Source organism: Xanthomonas cissicola (assembly GCF_008801575.1).
Classification (GTDB): domain Bacteria; phylum Pseudomonadota; class Gammaproteobacteria; order Xanthomonadales; family Xanthomonadaceae; genus Xanthomonas; species Xanthomonas cissicola.
This window is the reverse complement of sequence record NZ_VZPL01000050.1, coordinates 1-15,392: the sequence shown is the minus strand read 5'-3', so window position 1 is coordinate 15,392 and position 15,392 is coordinate 1. Positions and strand designations below refer to the sequence as shown.

At 66.7% G+C, this 15,392-nt stretch carries 11 protein-coding genes and 1 pseudogene; 3 read left to right on the top strand and 9 right to left on the bottom strand.

All coding sequences use genetic code 11. The features are described 5' to 3' along the window. The first annotated feature begins 307 nt into the window (after nucleotides 1-307). Complete coding sequence (locus F7R02_RS17860) at nucleotides 308-1,201, top strand: LysR family transcriptional regulator (protein WP_003489406.1); 894 nt, start codon at nucleotides 308-310, stop codon at nucleotides 1,199-1,201. A gap of 318 nt (nucleotides 1,202-1,519) precedes the next feature. Next, nucleotides 1,520-2,719, top strand: a complete 1,200-nt coding sequence (locus tag F7R02_RS17855) for an MFS transporter (RefSeq protein WP_078591003.1) — start codon at nucleotides 1,520-1,522, stop codon at nucleotides 2,717-2,719. A 316-nt stretch (nucleotides 2,720-3,035) separates the two neighbouring features. Here F7R02_RS17855 and gvpU read toward each other — a convergent pair whose 3' ends face one another. The 8 genes from gvpU to F7R02_RS17810 all read right to left on the bottom strand — a co-directional run bounded on the left by gvpU (nucleotide 3,036) and on the right by F7R02_RS17810 (nucleotide 13,896). Further along, complete coding sequence (gvpU, locus tag F7R02_RS17850) at nucleotides 3,036-3,494, bottom strand: gas vesicle accessory protein GvpU (RefSeq protein WP_003489409.1); 459 nt, start codon at nucleotides 3,492-3,494, stop codon at nucleotides 3,036-3,038. A 223-nt stretch (nucleotides 3,495-3,717) separates the two neighbouring features. Next, nucleotides 3,718-5,298 carry a gamma-glutamyltransferase family protein gene (locus F7R02_RS17845; protein WP_078591002.1) on the bottom strand — a complete coding sequence of 527 codons (1,581 nt, stop codon included), beginning with the start codon at nucleotides 5,296-5,298 and terminating at the stop codon, nucleotides 3,718-3,720. Further along, nucleotides 5,298-6,758, bottom strand: coding sequence for an AtzE family amidohydrolase (locus tag F7R02_RS17840; protein WP_078591001.1), 1,461 nt, complete (start codon nucleotides 6,756-6,758; stop codon nucleotides 5,298-5,300). Before F7R02_RS17840 ends, F7R02_RS17845 begins: the two co-directional genes overlap by 1 nt. Before the next feature lie 484 nt (nucleotides 6,759-7,242). Next, entirely contained in the window at nucleotides 7,243-8,358 is a 1,116-nt protein-coding gene (locus F7R02_RS17835) for a nucleoside hydrolase (protein WP_078591000.1), read from the bottom strand. 151 nt (nucleotides 8,359-8,509) lie between these two features. Further along, entirely contained in the window at nucleotides 8,510-10,060 is a 1,551-nt protein-coding gene (locus F7R02_RS17830) for an adenosine deaminase family protein (protein ID WP_078591012.1), read from the bottom strand. Between the two features lie 126 nt (nucleotides 10,061-10,186). Continuing rightward, complete coding sequence (locus F7R02_RS17825) at nucleotides 10,187-11,500, bottom strand: NCS2 family permease (RefSeq protein ID WP_078591011.1); 1,314 nt, start codon at nucleotides 11,498-11,500, stop codon at nucleotides 10,187-10,189. Nucleotides 11,501-11,866: 366 nt separating this feature from the next. Then, nucleotides 11,867-12,826 (bottom strand): PDR/VanB family oxidoreductase, encoded by a 960-nt coding sequence (locus F7R02_RS17815; RefSeq protein ID WP_167521054.1) that lies wholly within the window; start codon nucleotides 12,824-12,826, stop codon nucleotides 11,867-11,869. Nucleotides 12,827-12,843: 17 nt separating this feature from the next. Then, nucleotides 12,844-13,896, bottom strand: a complete 1,053-nt coding sequence (locus F7R02_RS17810; protein WP_005933790.1) for a Rieske 2Fe-2S domain-containing protein — start codon at nucleotides 13,894-13,896, stop codon at nucleotides 12,844-12,846. Nucleotides 13,897-14,020: 124 nt separating this feature from the next. Between F7R02_RS17810 and F7R02_RS17805 the strand changes: the two genes are divergently transcribed. Continuing rightward, on the top strand, nucleotides 14,021-14,938 hold the full coding sequence (locus F7R02_RS17805; RefSeq protein WP_016848811.1) for a LysR family transcriptional regulator: 918 nt from the start codon (nucleotides 14,021-14,023) through the stop codon (nucleotides 14,936-14,938). 336 nt (nucleotides 14,939-15,274) lie between these two features. Here the strand turns inward: F7R02_RS17805 and F7R02_RS17800 are convergent. Next, nucleotides 15,275-15,392, bottom strand: a pseudogene (locus tag F7R02_RS17800) (IS5-like element ISCARN85 family transposase); the annotation flags it as partial.

The window sequence follows — 15,392 nt, the reverse complement described above, 5'->3', positions numbered from 1 at the left end:
ATCGCATCAGGTGCTTGCGCGGCAGGGGCGGCGGCCGTCGAATCGACTATACGAACCGGCCCCCGTTACCCCAAAGCGGTTTTTTTAGGGCCGGGAGTTGCAAAAAATGCGACGGCCGGCTTAAGGCCGGCGTTTTCCTTCTTCCGTCAGGGGAAGGGCCCCGAAGGGGCTGAGGAGGGGCGGCAGCATCGAGAATGCTGGCCGGCCGTACCCTCACACCCCAACCCGTCTCCCGCACAAGAGGGCTTTGGGATCCCTTTTTCACCGGCTGCTACAGTCATGTGGATTCCATGAAAGAGATTCACCAATGGCGCGCGACAACTTCAAGGACCTGCTGGCGCTGATCGCCATCGTTCGCGAGGGCAGCTTTACCCGCGCTGCCGCCAAGCTGGGCGTTTCGCAGTCGGCGCTGAGTCACACCATTCGCGGGCTGGAAGCGACGCTGGGTCTGCGCCTGCTGACCCGTACCACACGCAGCGTGGCGCCCACCGAAGCCGGCGAGCGGCTGATCCAGACGGTGGCACCGCGCTTTGCCGAAATTGAAGAGGCGCTGTCTGCGCTCGGCGAAATGCGCAACACGCCCGCAGGCACCGTGCGCATCACCGCCACCGACTACGCCGCGCGCGCGATCCTGTGGCCCAAGCTGTCCAGGTTGCTGCGCGACTACCCCGAGATCAAGGTCGAGATCGTGGTCGACAACGGCCTGACCGACATCGTTGCCGACCGCTACGACCTGGGCGTTCGGCTGGGCGACCAGGTCGAAAAGGACATGATCGCCGCGCGCATCGCACCGGACATGCGCATGGCCATCGTCGCCGCGCCGTCCTATCTCGAACGTCGGCCCATCCCCAAGACGCCGCAGGACCTCACCGCGCACAGCTGCATCAACCTGCGCATGAAAACCGCCGGTGGCATCTACGCCTGGGAGCTGGAAAAGAACGGCCGCGAAGTCATCGTGCGCGTGGATGGCCAACTGACCTTCAACGGCATCTACGAAGCGCTGGACGCGGCGGTGGATGGCTTCGGTATCGCGTTCGTGCAGGAGGATCTGGCGCGCCCGCATATCAAGGCCGGGCGGCTGCGCTGGGTAATGAAGGACTGGTCGCCGACCTGGCCGGGCTTGCATGCGTTCTATCCCAGCCGCCGCCATTCCTCGTCCGCCTTCAACCTCGTCGTGGATGCGCTGCGCTACAAGGGTTGAGGGATCCGCGCCAGGCAGAGGCGCTCGACGCAGGCACATCGTTGATGAGTGGGCCTCATAAGCCCGTGCGGATCGGCCATCTTTATCGCTGCCCACGGCCTGCGTAAGCTGCAACACACCCAGCACGCACACGCCCGAGCCGCAGCACCCGTTGCTGCATTGCGCCCGTGGTGCGTGGCTGCGCTGGCAGGTCGATGCAGTGCATCGCTGCCACCTGCGGCGCATCCCTTCCGGACACCAGGTGTGCTATCGAGCGCGGCGTCAGCGCGCTTGCGGCGTGGCGTTCGTCTCGCATTCCACTTCGCACAAAGGCTCCACATGCAAGGCAGTTCGCTCGCTACCGATTCAACCTCGCGCACCGCACCCGTCGCAACCCGCCAGACCTGGAGCGCGGTCGGCTCGATGTCGCTCTGCGTTGCGCTGCTGATCGCTTCCGAATTCATGCCGGTCAGCCTGCTCACGCCGATCGCCGCCGATCTGCACGCCAGTGCCGGCATGGCCGGCCAGGCGATCTCGATCTCCGGCCTGTTCGCTGTGGTCGCCAGCCTGCTGATCGCACCGCTGTCGTCGCGCTTCAACCGGCGCCATGTGTTGATCGCGCTGACCGGGGTGATGCTGTTGTCGTTGCTGTTGATCGCCAATGCGCACAGCTTCGGAATGTTGATGGTGGCGCGTGCGCTGCTCGGCATCACCATCGGCGGCTTCTGGGCATTGTCCACCGCCACGGTAATGCGCCTCATGCCCGAGCATGCGGTGCCCAAGGCGCTGGGCATCGTGTTTATCGGTAACGCAGTCGCTGCTGCATTCGCCGCGCCGTTGGGCAGCTATCTGGGCGCCAGCATCGGCTGGCGCGGGGTGTTCTGGGGCATGTTGCCGTTGGTGGCGCTGACCATCGTCTGGCAATGGCGCAGCCTGCCGTCGATGCCCGCGCAGGGCGCCACCTCGCTGGGCAGCATCGTCACCTTGTTGAAGCGTCGCTATGTTGCGCGCGCCATGCTCGCGGTAATGCTCGGATTTGCCGGTGCGTTTTCTGCGTTCACCTACTTCCGCCCGTTTCTGGAAACCGTTGTGCAGGTCGATGTATCGCAACTGTCGTTGCTGCTGCTCGGCCTGGGCCTGGCTGGATTCGTCGGTACCTCTGCCGCCACCGCGTTAGTGCCGAAGCGCTTGTTTACCCTGCTCAGCGTGCTGCCGGTCGCGCTGGGCGTGGTGACCATCAGCATGCTGCTGGCCGGTCACCTGGTGTGGGCCGTGGCAGTGGCGATGATTGCCTGGGGCACGCTCAACTCGGCGATGCCGGTGGCTTGGTCCACCTGGTTGAGCCGCTGCGTCAAGGACGCACCAGAAAGCGGCGGCGGCCTGATGGTTGCCGCAATCCAGCTCTCCATCATGCTGGGCGGGGCCGCAGGCGGCGTGCTGCTGGATCATGTGTCGATCGGCGCCACCTTTGTCGGTGCCAGCGTATTGCTGCTGGCCTCGTCACTGGTTGCAGGCCGGGGCGATCGTTTGCAGCCGTGAGTGATGGCGATCGCACGATGCGGCGCGCATTGCGTGGACGGCGGCACGTGCCACGTAACGCCGCCAGAGGCAGTGCTTGGCTACCTCTGGCGGCGCACACCCAAGGTGTCTACGTCGATATTGCCGCATGGCCGGTGCTGCTGCCATCGAGCAGCGCCGGTCTGATGCCGAGAGGTAACGGAAGACGCTGGCGAGCGCACCGTTCAGCAAACGCAAGCGCGTGTGGCTGTTGTGCCGTCGTGGCGTACTTCTGGCGCTATCTCCAACAGTCCGATCTGAGGTGACGAGCACCTCGCACCAATGGGACTTGTCAGGCTCAATCCGCCGACAGCGAGCCAAGGGTGAAGCCGGAGACGGCATTGACCTTGCCGCGCCAGAGCACCCCACGGTTGCTGGGCAGGGGCTGGCCGCCGGGCGAGAAGCAACGCGATTCGATCAGGTGGATGAACTGCGGCGGCGTGCTGCTCTGCTGCGTGTCGTCTTCGGAGTCGTAGATGCTGGCGTGGCTGGCAAACGCGCGACGAATATCCTCTTTTTCGTCGGCACCGCCCGGATAGGCAGCAGAGAACTCCTGCGCGAACGCCTCGAAATAGCGCTTCCCGCTGACCAATTGGCCGGAAATGACGATGCCTTCGACAAACAGCGTGACGCCGAACTGCACGTCCGAGGTGTTGGCAATGCCGACCAGCTTCTGCAGATACCAATCCACGCTCTGGCCATCGAACGCCAGCTTGACGTCTTCCAGCGAGGGTTGATATTGATCTTGCTCTGTCATGTTGCTCTCCTTTAAGTGGATTCAACGACGCGTTAGCCGTCACGCAGATGTGGATGGCTCGCCCCTGGCGTGCTTAAGCATGGCACACGGACCGCCAAAGTTGCCGTGGTTGGGTTCGCTACGAAGGCTCCCGCACGACGGTCTTGCGACACATGGACGCTTTCATCCGGTGCGCGCCCATGCGCGCGTGGGGCGAGTGGCCGTAGCGGAACGACCGCTGCGGTCACCATGCCGCCACCGCCCCATCCGAGCGCGGATCGCTGGCACCACTCAGGACGCCATCTCGCTCGCGCACCAAGGCACCTGCATGCCCCATCACCGAGCTATACGCCGGCAGCAGTTCCACCGCATGCCCGGCGTTGCGCAGGGCCTGCACGACTGCCGGGTCGAAGCGGTTTTCCAGCTTCAACGACGTGCTGTCTTCGCCCCAGGTGCGGCCGAGCAGCCAGCGCGGTGCGCTGACCGCCTGCTGCAGCGGCATGCCGAAGCGGGCGTAGCGAGAGAACACGGCGGCCTGCGTTTGCGGCTGGCCTTCGCCGCCCATGGTGCCGTAGGCCATGACGCGGCCGTCGTCGAAGGTGGCCAGCGCCGGGTTGAGGGTGTGGAAGGGCTTGCGCCCGGGGGCGAGCGCGTTCCAGCCATCGGGGGCGAGGCGGAAGCTGCAGCCGCGGTTCTGCCAGGTGATGCCGGTGCGCGGCAATACCAGGCCCGAGCCGAATTCGAAGTAGGTGGACTGGATGCAGCTGACCGCGCGGCCGTGCGCGTCGATGGCGCCGAACCAGACGGTGTCGCCGGCCTGCGAGGGCTGTGGCCACGGCAATGCGGCGCTCATGTCGATGCGTGCGGCGAGCGCATCGAGTGCGGCGCTGTCGTCGAGCAGGGCTTGCGCGTCGAGCGTCATCCAGTCCGGGTCGCCCAGGTGTGCGTCGCGGATCAGGAACGCCTGCTTGCTGGCTTCGATCAGCCCGTGCAGGTGTGCGTGGCCGTCTGCGCTTTCTACCTTCAGGCGATCGAATAGCGCCAGGATCAACAGCGAGGCGAGCCCCTGCGTGGGTGGCGCGTGGTTGTAGAGACGCGCGCCCTGGATGACAACCGATAACGGCACGCTGGCGTCGGCGCGATGGGCGGCAAGATCGTGTGCGCTGAGCGGGCTGCCGAGTGCGTGCAGATCTGCAGCGATGTCGTGGGCGAGCGAACCGCGATAGAAACCCTCCAGCCCTTCGTCGGCGAGCCGCTGCAAGCTGCGCGCGAGTTGCGGCTGCTGCAGTAGTGCGCCTTCCTGCAATAGAACTCCGTGCGGCTCGAAAATCTCGCGATAGGCGCCGGGTTGTGGGCGCAGTTCTGCGCCCTTGCTGGCGGCAATCTGCGCGCCGCCCAGCGTGACCGGCACGCCGGCGCTGGCGTGATGGATCGCATCGCTCAACAGGCGTTGCAGCGACAAGTTGCCGTTTGCCTGTTGCAGGGCCAGCGCCCAGCCGGAGACGGTGCCGGCCACGGTATTGGCCGCGCCTGGCCCGCGCCACGGAATGTGGGCGTGGCCGCGATAGAAATCCAGTGTTGCCGCCTGCGCCGCGCGGCCGCAGGCATCGATGGCATGCACGCGGCCATCGGGTTCGTGGATGAGCCAGAAGCCATCGCCGCCGATGCCGGTCATGTGCGGGTAGACCACCGCCAGGCAGGCGGCGGTGGCGACGGCCGCTTCGATGGCAGTGCCACCGTCGCGCAAGACATCGCGTCCAGCCTGTGCGGCAAGATGATGCGGTGCGACCACCATGCCGCGGCGCGCGCGCAGGGTCTGCAGCATCAGCGTGGCTCCGGCGGCGGGCTGAAGGCGAGCAGGCCGTCGCGTTCGAGCTGCGCGGCCAGCGCAAACAGGCGGTCTTCACGGCCGGGCGCGGCGATCAGTTGCACGCCCAGTGGCAGGCGCCCGGGACGCGGCAACGGTGCGGCCAGCACCGGGCAGGCGGCCAGGCCGAGTGGCTGGGTGAAAATGCCCAGATTCGCGCGTGCGGAGACGGGCAAACCGTCGATCTGGATGGTGTCCTGGTCGATGCGTGGCGCCACGCAGGGCGTGGCCGGCGCGATGAGCACCTCCACCTGGTCCCACAGCGCGTGCATGGCATCGGCAAACCATTGCGCGAAGCGGTGCGCGTCGGCCACTGCGCTGGCAGGCAGCTGCAAGCCGGCGAGCAGGCGGTCGCGGGTGGCCGGGTCGAACTGCGCGCCGTGCGCGGTGAGTGCGCTGCGGTGCCGATGCCCGCCTTCGGCAGCGGTCAGGACGAAGGCAGCGGCGCGGGCGCGTTCGGCCTCCGGCAGGTCGATCGTGGTGGTGCTATTGCAGGCCGTGAGCAATGCCTCCAGCCCGGCATCGAGATCCGGATCGAGATTGCGTTGAAACCAGCCGCCCAGCCGCGCGATGCGCAGGTTGCCCGTCGTGCGCGAAGGCAGCACACGCCCGCACATTACTTCATACACGCGGCGCAGGTCGGCTACCGAGGTGGCGAATGGGCCGACCACGTCCAGTGCATCGACAAACGGGAACACGCCATCCAGGGGCACGGCGCCGTGCGTGGGCCGCAGGCCGTAGATGCCGCACAGCGCGGCCGGCACGCGGATGGAGCCATTGGTGTCCGAGCCAAGCGCGAACGGCACCAGCCCGGCCGCCACCGCAGCCGCCGATCCGCCCGACGAGCCACCGGCCAGATGCTGGTAGTCGTGCGGATTGGCGGTCGTGCCGTAATGCGCGTTGACCGTGGCGAAGCCGTAGGCGAACTCGTCCATGTTGGCGGTACCCACCAACACTGCGCCGGCTTCGCCGAGCCGTTGCACCACCGCTGCATCGCGGCTGGCAGGCGGGCAATGCGCACGCACTGCGGCGCCGGCGGTGGTGACCTGCCCGGCAACATCGAACAGGTCCTTGACCACGAATGGCACGCCGGCCAACGCGCCACCGTCGCTGCCACCGGCAAGCGCAGCCTGCACGCGCGCGGCATCGGCCGCGGCACGCGCAGGCAGCAGGCGGGTAATGGCGCACAGGCGGTCGTTGGCCTGGTTGATGCGTGTCAGCGTCTGGGTGGCCAGTCGCGCGGCCAGTGTGGGCTGGCTGCGCGTAGTGCTGACGATGGAGGCGATCTGGCCGCGTGGGCCGCCGCCCTCATGCGCCGTTGCAGGCGGCCCATGGAAGGTGGCCAGCAGCTGCGCATGCCCGCGCAGCACTTCGGTATTGCGATCGACGCCGGCCTGCCACTGCGCTGGGAGTTGCATGGATCACCTGTTGGGGAGCGGGGATTTGGGGATTGGGGATTTGTGATTCGAGCGTTTGCTTGGTTGCTGGGAGTACGGGGTCTGCACACAGGGCCTGCTGATACGTTGGGTGATGACGCAACGCTGAAGGGGAATGCGTGAAATGTTGAGACATGCGCCTGCATTGCAAAGACAGCGGATGTGCAGCTTCTATCGCTCGATCTAAGCGCGTAGCGGCGACATGGCGCGTCGTCCTGCCTCATGCCCGGATCGAGCCGCTCTCTCGCAGGGCGAGAAGGCAGGGTTCGCGCGCCACCGCCGCGCGTGCATTGGAGCGCCTGCGTCGCAAACACGGGCTGGGGGCGCTGGCGGCGTTGGGCGAGGGTGTCACGGCAGTTGGAGATGGTCACGCATTTGCTTCCACGTAAAGTGCCGCCTACTCAACCGGCGTCGCAGGGCGACCGGCTATCGCACCCTGATCCGCCCTGCGGGCCCCCTCTCCCCATCAAGGGGACCGAGGTCCCGATGGGCGAAGGGGGAGGGGCGATCCCACTGCCGGCGGCTGTGGCGCGGTGAGGCGGTCGACCAGCAGCTGCTCCAATGCCGGCACATCCACCGCATGCACCACCGTCTGCGCCTGCTCGCCCAGCCCGGGCTGATACCCCAGCGCCCACGACAAGATATCGCCGTACCCGGCATCGAAGGCAGTGTTGGTGTCGACGTACAGCGTTTCCGTATGCCTCGCCAATTCCGGGCGCAGCCACACGGCCGTGGCCAGTTCGTCCCACATCGGAAAGCCCGGCTCGCGGCGGCGCAGTGCGTGGCCAATCGTGGTGTCGGCCGTACTCATGCGCGCCAGCAACTCGGCGGTGAGTTCGGTGGCGGTGGACGGGTCGACCGGCACCATGGTGATCTGGCGCCACGGCGCGCGCATGACGATGCTGGCCGCTTCGGGGTCCCAGCGGATATTGAACTCGCGTCGCGGCGAATTGACGAATTCGCGTGCGAATTGCTGCGCACTCACGCTGTTGCGTTGCTGCCGCGGATTGAGGCTGCCACCCATATAGACCAGCTCGCGCGCCAGCGTGGCAAAGGCCGGGTCCAGCGATTGCGCCAGTGCCAGATTGGTCAACGGGCCAGTGGCAATGATGCTGACCTCGCCCGGGTACTGACGCACCATGCGCAGCATGAACAACGCGGCCGGCTCGTCTGAGGGGCGCACCACACTGGGATTGCCCAAGGCCAGATCGGGCACCACATCGTGGGCGTGATAGCGCGGCGCGCTTTGCACGGTGTCGCCGTCCACCCAGTGCTTGGTCCATGCGCCTTTCCACACGAGTTTGCCGTACAGCGCTTCCCAGCGTTCGGTGGCCAACTCGCTGTTGATCAGCGGATGCACCGGGCCGGGAAGCACCGGAATCTGCGGATGGCCAGCCAGTTCCAGCAGGCGGCAGGTATGCGCCAGCACCTCATCGCGCCAGATATTGCCGCTGACGGCACTGATACCCAGCACCTCGACGTCGGGCGACTGCAACAGCAGCAGCTGTGCGGGGGGGAAGCCATCGATGTCGTCTTCGAGAATGACGCGGCGTCTGGATGAGGGGAGGTGCGGGTCGGTCATTGCGTTTTTGTCGTGGAAGGTTGAAGGCATTGCACCGGCGATGGAGTGAGGCATTTGTAGGAGCGTGCCTGCGCGCGACGGGGCGTTACCGGTAAAGTCCGTTCGCGCTCGGGCGCGCTCCTACGTGGAATATGTCGTGTCGTTGTCGGCGCTATCTGTGTTGCAGCAACAGCGTGCGCTCGTACTGGGCCAGGTCGGTTTCCAGCTGCCATTGCAGCCGAGCCTTCTCGCTGCCCTGGCGGAATGCTCGACAGGCAGCATCATCTGTTTCGCGCTGCAACGCAGTGGCGCAGGCCTGCGCAGCTTTACCGTCGGCATCCCACAGGCTCGCACCCGGCAGGAAGCTGTAGCGCAGGCCATTGCGGGCCAGCTGTTTGAGGGTGGGGTAGTCGATACCCTGTTCCTCCATCGCGCGTTGGTACTCGTGGGTCATGTCCGCACGCGAGACGCCGGCATCGTCGGTGGACAGCACGACCGGCACGCCGGCACGCAGATACAGCGCCAGCGGATGCGCGGCGCCTTTGATGCCCAGGATCACATCGTTGCTGGTGAGGTTGATCTCCACCGCAACCTGTTCGCGTCGCATGCGTTGCAGCAGTACCTCCGCATCGTCTTCGTAGGGTAGATCCACCCCATGACCGATGCGGCGCGCACCTGCATCCACCGCCTGCCGGATATGCGAGCGCAGCTGCGCCGGCGGCACCAGCCCCAACGCCAGCTCGCCGGCATGCAGCGACAGCGGCACACCGGGGTAGCGCGTTGCGAAGAAGCGGAACATCGCCATATGCCGCGCGTAATCGGCCAACGCCACTGGATTGTCTTCCGGCGCGACGATGTTCAGCGCCACCGCGCGGCTGCCGCCGGCCGCGATCAGCGCATGCGCCAGCGCCATCTGCCCAAACACCATCGGCTGCGGCAGCACGCGCAACACATACGGAACATAGCGGTACTCGACCGTGCAGCCGGGGCGTGCATCGGCCTGGTCGCAACGCAGTACGCGCCGGACCTGCGCGTCGATGTCGGCAAGATCGCGTTGCGCGGCCTGCACCAGCGGCGCCAGGTCGGGCTGCAACGCACGCAGATTGGCGGCGTCGTCCTCGCCCTTCCACGGCAGCGACTGCATGCGCTTGGCAGCCTGATCCATCTGCGGCGGGTTGGCGATGATTTCCACATACGGCACGCGGTCGCGTGCGGCCTGCTCCAGCACTGCGGCGACGGTGTCGGCGACACGGGTGCGGACCACCGCATCGAACTTGCCGAAGGTGCTGAAGAACTGATCGTGACCGCTGGGTTGCGCCGGGCCGGGCAGGAAGTTGCGCATCGACAGCGAATTCACCATCCGCCCGTACAGCGCGGCGTTGCGTGGCGCCATGCCGCGCGCGGACTCCTGACCGGCCCCGCACGGCGGCGCGCGCAGGCTCAGGTCGTCCACTTGCACGCAGGCGCCGTCGTCGCTGGCCCATTGCAGATACGTCTCGGCATACACCGAACCGGACAGGTGGTTATGCAGGTCGCCACCTTTCGGCATGGCCTGTAGCCAGGTGCGTAGCTGCGCCGGCTGCGCGGCCGCCTCACGGAACAACTGCGCCACCTGCTGTTGGCGTTGTTGCGCAGGCGCTGGTGCTGGTGCTGGCCGTGCATGCACGACGATGGGCAAGCACGCCCATACGCTCAGGACCAGACAGCGACGAAGAAATAACATGCAGGAGACCCGTTTGGAGAGACGGTGGCGTGCGACGGCCGGCGACCACATAGCTTGCCTGCCAGCGCGACCCGAGGCCACCCACGTGCGCGCCGGTAAGCAGGCCTGGAACAGGTGAGGCACGCATCATTCCAGCGCATAACGCAGCACGAACAGGCCCGCGATGGTCCAGGTGGCCGGGTGCACACCCCGCCAGCGGCCGCTGCCGAGTCTGAGCGCGGCATAGGTGATGAAGCCGAACGCAAGCCCCGTCGCAATGGAATAGGTCAGCGGCATGGCGAGCATGCAGATGGCGGCCGGCAACGCGTCGCCCACATCGTCCCACTGGATCTGCGTGCATTCGCGCAGCATCACCGAGGCCAGATAGATCAGGGCTGGCGCGGTGGCGTAGGCCGGCACCATCGCGGCCAGCGGGGAGAACAGCAGGGCGAGCAGAAATAGGGCGGCAACCACCAGCGCGGTGAGGCCGGTACGCCCGCCCACCTGCACGCCGGCGGCGCTTTCCACATAGGCGGTGGTACTGGAAGTGCCGAGCAGCGCGCCGGCCAGGATGGCGGTACTGTCGGCAAGCAGCGCGCGGTCGAACTGGCGGCGCTGCGCGGGCGTGTGCAGCAGGCCGGCGCGTTGCGCCACACCCATCAGCGTGCCGGTGGCGTCGAACATTTCCACCAGCACGAACACCAGCACCACATGCAGTACCGCAGCGAGCGCACCACCGCCGCCATGGCCGCGCAAGGCGCCGACGATATCCAGCTGCAGCACGGTGGGCGCCAGGCTGGGCGGCAGCGCCAGGACGCCTTCGTAGCCGACCAGTCCCAACGCAAGCGCTGCCCCGGTCACCGCAAGGATGCCGAGCAACATGGCACCCCGCACGCGGCGCACTTCAAGCACGCCGATCAGCAGCAACCCGGCCAGCGCAAGCAGCGGCTCGGGCCGGTGCAAGTCGCCCAACGTCAGCAAGGTCTGCGGATGCGCCACCACCAATCCGGCCTTCTGCAGCCCGATCAAGGCCAGGAACAAGCCGATGCCCGCCGCAATGGCGCTGCGCAAGGTGGTCGGAATGCCATCCACCAACCAGCGCCGCGCGCCGGTGATGGTGAGCAGCAAAAAGAGGCAGCCGGAAACGAACACCAGCCCCAGGGTCTGCTGCCAGCTGTAGCCCAATGTGCCGACCACGCCGAAGGCGAAGAACGCGTTCAAGCCCATGCCGGGCGCCATGCCGATGGGATAGTTGGCCAGCACTCCTATCAACAGCGAACCCAGTGCTGCAGCCAGGCAGGTAGCCACGAACACCGCGCCGTGATCCATGCCGGTGGTGGCCAGGATGTCGGGGTTGACGAAGACGATGTACGCCATGGTCAGGAAGGTGGTGGCACCGGCCAGCATTTCGGTGCGCACGGTGCTGCCGTTGGCGGCAAGCGCAAAACCGGGCCAGCGCATCAGCATGCGCTCGCGATGCAGGGCAGGTTGACGGCAGGGCAAAGGAACATCGGCAGACATCTCATCGATACGGGGCGGCGTGCGTGGCAGCGCACGCATGCGGGCGGCCCATCTTGCCCTGTTGCGTTGCGCTTGCCACGGACCTCGGGCACGGATCGCGCTGCAGGAGCGCTCACACACGGTAGCGCGGACGCGTCACGCGGCATCGCGCATCGTTGCGGCGCAGGTCCCGCCGCTGATGCACGCATGAGAGCGCACGTGCCGTGCGCGATGGCGCGCTCTATTGCCCGCCATCGTGAAAGGCAAGCGAGGCGTCAGGCTGCGCAAGGTGACTGAACAGTTGCAGTGGCACCGCGGAAACAGCGTTCAAAGATCCAGCACCAACCGCGGCGAGCGGCTGCGCGAACAGCACACGGTGATCTGCCGATTGGTGGCGCGTTCGGCGTCGCTGAGCACGCTGTCGCGGTGATCTGGCGTGCCAGCCAGCACGCCGGTCAGACAGGCGCCACACATGCCTTGTTCGCACGACACCGGCACCTCGATACCGGCATCGAGCAGGGCACTGGCGATGCTGCAATCGGCCGGCACCTGCACCACGCGGCCGCTGGCGGCCAGTTCCACCTCGAACGCGCTGTCGGCATCGTGGGCAAGGCTGGGCGCGGGGGCGGCGAAGTGTTCGCGATGCAGTTGCGCCGCCGTCCAGCCATGCGCCTTCGCCAGCACGGTGAAGTGGTCCATGAACGCCGCCGGCCCGCACAGATACAGCTGATCGCATGCACGCGCCTGGCCCAGTTCCTCGGGTACATGCACGCGTGGGCTCTGCCCGCTATCGCTCAGATGCAGGGACACCTGCCCATGCGTAAAGCCTTGTTGCAGCCGCTGCGAAAACGCCACATCGGCATGCCGGCGTGCGTAGTAATGCAGCACGAAGGGCTCGCCGCGCGCTTCCAGTGCTTCGGCCATCGACAGCAGCGGGGTGATCCCGATGCCAGCGGCCAGCAGCACGTGGCGCTCGCCCGGGTGCAGCGGGAACAGATTGCGCGGTGTGGAGATGCGCAGGCGGTCGCCGGGCGCAAGCTGCTCGCACAGATGCCGCGACCCACCGCGCGAGGCGTCGGCCAGCTTGACGCACAGCAGATAGTGGTCGCGCACATGCGGCGCGCTGGCGATCGAGTACTGGCGAATCAAGCCATCCGGCAGATGCAGGTCGACATGCGCGCCGGCCTCGAATGCCGGCAATTGCGCGCCCACCGGTTCCAGCCGAATCGCGCGCTGGCGGTGACCCTGATCGACGACGTCGGCAACGCGCACTTCATGCAGGCTCATGCGGGTGTTCTCGGCCGTCAGCGCAGGAAGAAGTCGCTATAGCCCTGGCTGCGCAGCCCGCGGCGATACGCGATGGAACTGCGATCGGCGGGAATATGCACTTCCAGCAGCGGGTCCAGTGGCAGATATTCTGGCCGCTGCGCTTCCACCATGGCGCGGTCTTCTTCGAACACGCGCAGGTTGAACGCATGCACGTCTTCCACCGGCAGATGGGTGTCGAAATTGCGCGCGATCGGCACCAGCAGGCGGGTCTTATGCTTGGACACCGGGCTGGCGGCATTCATGATCACCAGCCGCTTGCCCGGCACCGGGAAGTGGATGGTCAGCGTGGCGGTGAAAGGCAGATGCACCTCGAAATGACGCAGCCACTGGAAGTTCGGGTCCACGTCCGGCAGCGGCATGTCCACCGAATAATTTGCCACGGTGCTCAGGTAGTCGGCATTGAAGCCGGTCGGCGTTTCGGTGGTGGTGTAGGCCGGCACTTCGCGCTTGTCCGGCTGGGCGAAGGTGGCGGTGTGCACGAAGGCGAAATGCGCCACGTCGATGAAGCCTTCCAGCTGGCGCGCGGCGCTGCCGCCGATGTCGAAGGCCGGGCACACGATCTGCTGGAAGCCGTCTTCGTCCCAGCCCGGCATCGGCGGGATCTGGATGTCCGCATCGCTCACCCCGGCCGGCTTGGCCAGGCACACCCAGATCAGCCCGTAGCGCTCGGCCACCGCATAGGTGTGCAGGCGCATCTTGGCCGGGATGTTCTGGCTGGGGCTGGCGGGGATATGGTTGCAGCGCCCGCCCGCGCCGAAGCGCAGCCCATGGTAGGCGCACACCACGCCGCCACCATCGGCCGTGCCCATGCTGAGCGGCACCCCGCGGTGCGGGCAGACGTCGCGCGCGGCCACCAGCTCGCTGCCCAGCCGGTACAGCACCAGCGGCTCGTCCAGCAGGGTGGCCTTGAATGGCGCCTCGCTCACCTCGCTGCTCAGCGCCACCGCATGCCAGTGCTGGGCCAGGCGCTGCCAGTCGGCAGCGTCGAAGGTGCAGTGCAGCGGCAGTGTGGGGACGGCGACATCCATGGGCGGTCTCTGGCGTGAGGCGGGAGCGGTGCCGATTGACTCTAGGAAGCCGGGGGTGTGTGATCAAACATCGATTTTCAGCCAAGCCATTGCAAAAAATGCAACGTCAACCGAGCCCCGCCGCATGCTGACCTTCTCGCGCTTCACCCGGTATTTCATCGAAGTGGCACGCTGCGGCAGCATCCGCAAGGCCTCCGAGGTACTACACGTCTCGGCGTCGGCGATCGACCGGCAGATCCTCAAGGCCGAAGAAGAGCTCGGGGCGCAGCTGTTCGAACGCCTGCCTGGCCGGTTGCGGCTCACCGCTGCGGGCGAGCTGTTGCTGGTGGACGTGCGCGGCTGGGAGAAGGCCTACGCGCGCACGCTGGAGCGCTTCGACGAGCTCAAGGGCCTGCGCCGCGGTCATGTGGAGATCGCCATGATCGACGCGCTCAGCGAGGGCGTGGTGCCGGCGGCGGTGGCGGCGCTGGTGCAGGAGTACCCGGGCATCACCTTCAACCTCTCCACCGCGCGCAACCAGCGGGTGATGGAAATGGTGACCTCGGCCGATGTGGATATCGGCCTGCTGCTGGACCCGGTCAGCAGCGTGGACCTAGAGGTGCGCGCGTTTGCGGACATTCCGCTAGGCATTGCGATGCCGTTGGGGCATCCGTTGAGCACCCGCACCGAGCTGCAGCTGAGCGAGACGCTGGAGCATCGTCTGTTGCTGCCCGCCGCCCCGTTGATCGTCGGCGAGCACGCCAAGGTGCTGTACCAGCGCCAGCACATCGACGTGAAACGGCTCACCCACTGCAACGACGTGCGTACGCTGCGCGGGTTGGTGCGTGCCGGCGCCGGCGTTGGGTTGATGTCGTGGCTGGATGCCGCCCCGGACGTGGCCGACGGACGTCTGGCCTTCGTGCCGTTTCGCCAGCACCTGACCAAGCCGATGACGCTGGCGCTGTGCGTGGCGCCGCAGCGCCAACTGTCGCGTTCGGCGCAACTGGCGATCCAGGCGCTGGCAGCGAAGATCGATGCGATGGCGGTGCCGGCGGTGGAGTAGCCCTCATCCGGCGCTGAGCGCCACCTTCTCCCGCCAGCGGGAGAAGGGAGATCGCCAACTCCGCCTGCCTTCCCCCGCCTGCGGGGGAAGGTGCCCGAAGGGCGGATGGGGGGCAGTCGGCCGGCACGCTCGGCTAGCTGATTTTATAGGTGCGGCTTTCCTGGGCGCGGGCGTTCAAGCCCCACTGGCGGCCCGCCCTCATGCAGCGCTGAGCCTCCCTTCTCCCGCCAGCGGGAGAAGGGAGATCGTCAATGCCGCCTGCCTTCCCCCGCCTGCGGGGGAAGGTGCCCGAAGGGCGGATGGGGGCAGTCGGTCGGCACAATCAACTAGGGCCTGTTAACACATCCGAAGCCCATCAACGACTAGGACGAAGCTGAGGAATCCAAGGAACATGACATCCAGCTTCTCGAAGCGCGAGAAAATCCGGCGGTAGCCTTTCAAGCGACGGAACAGT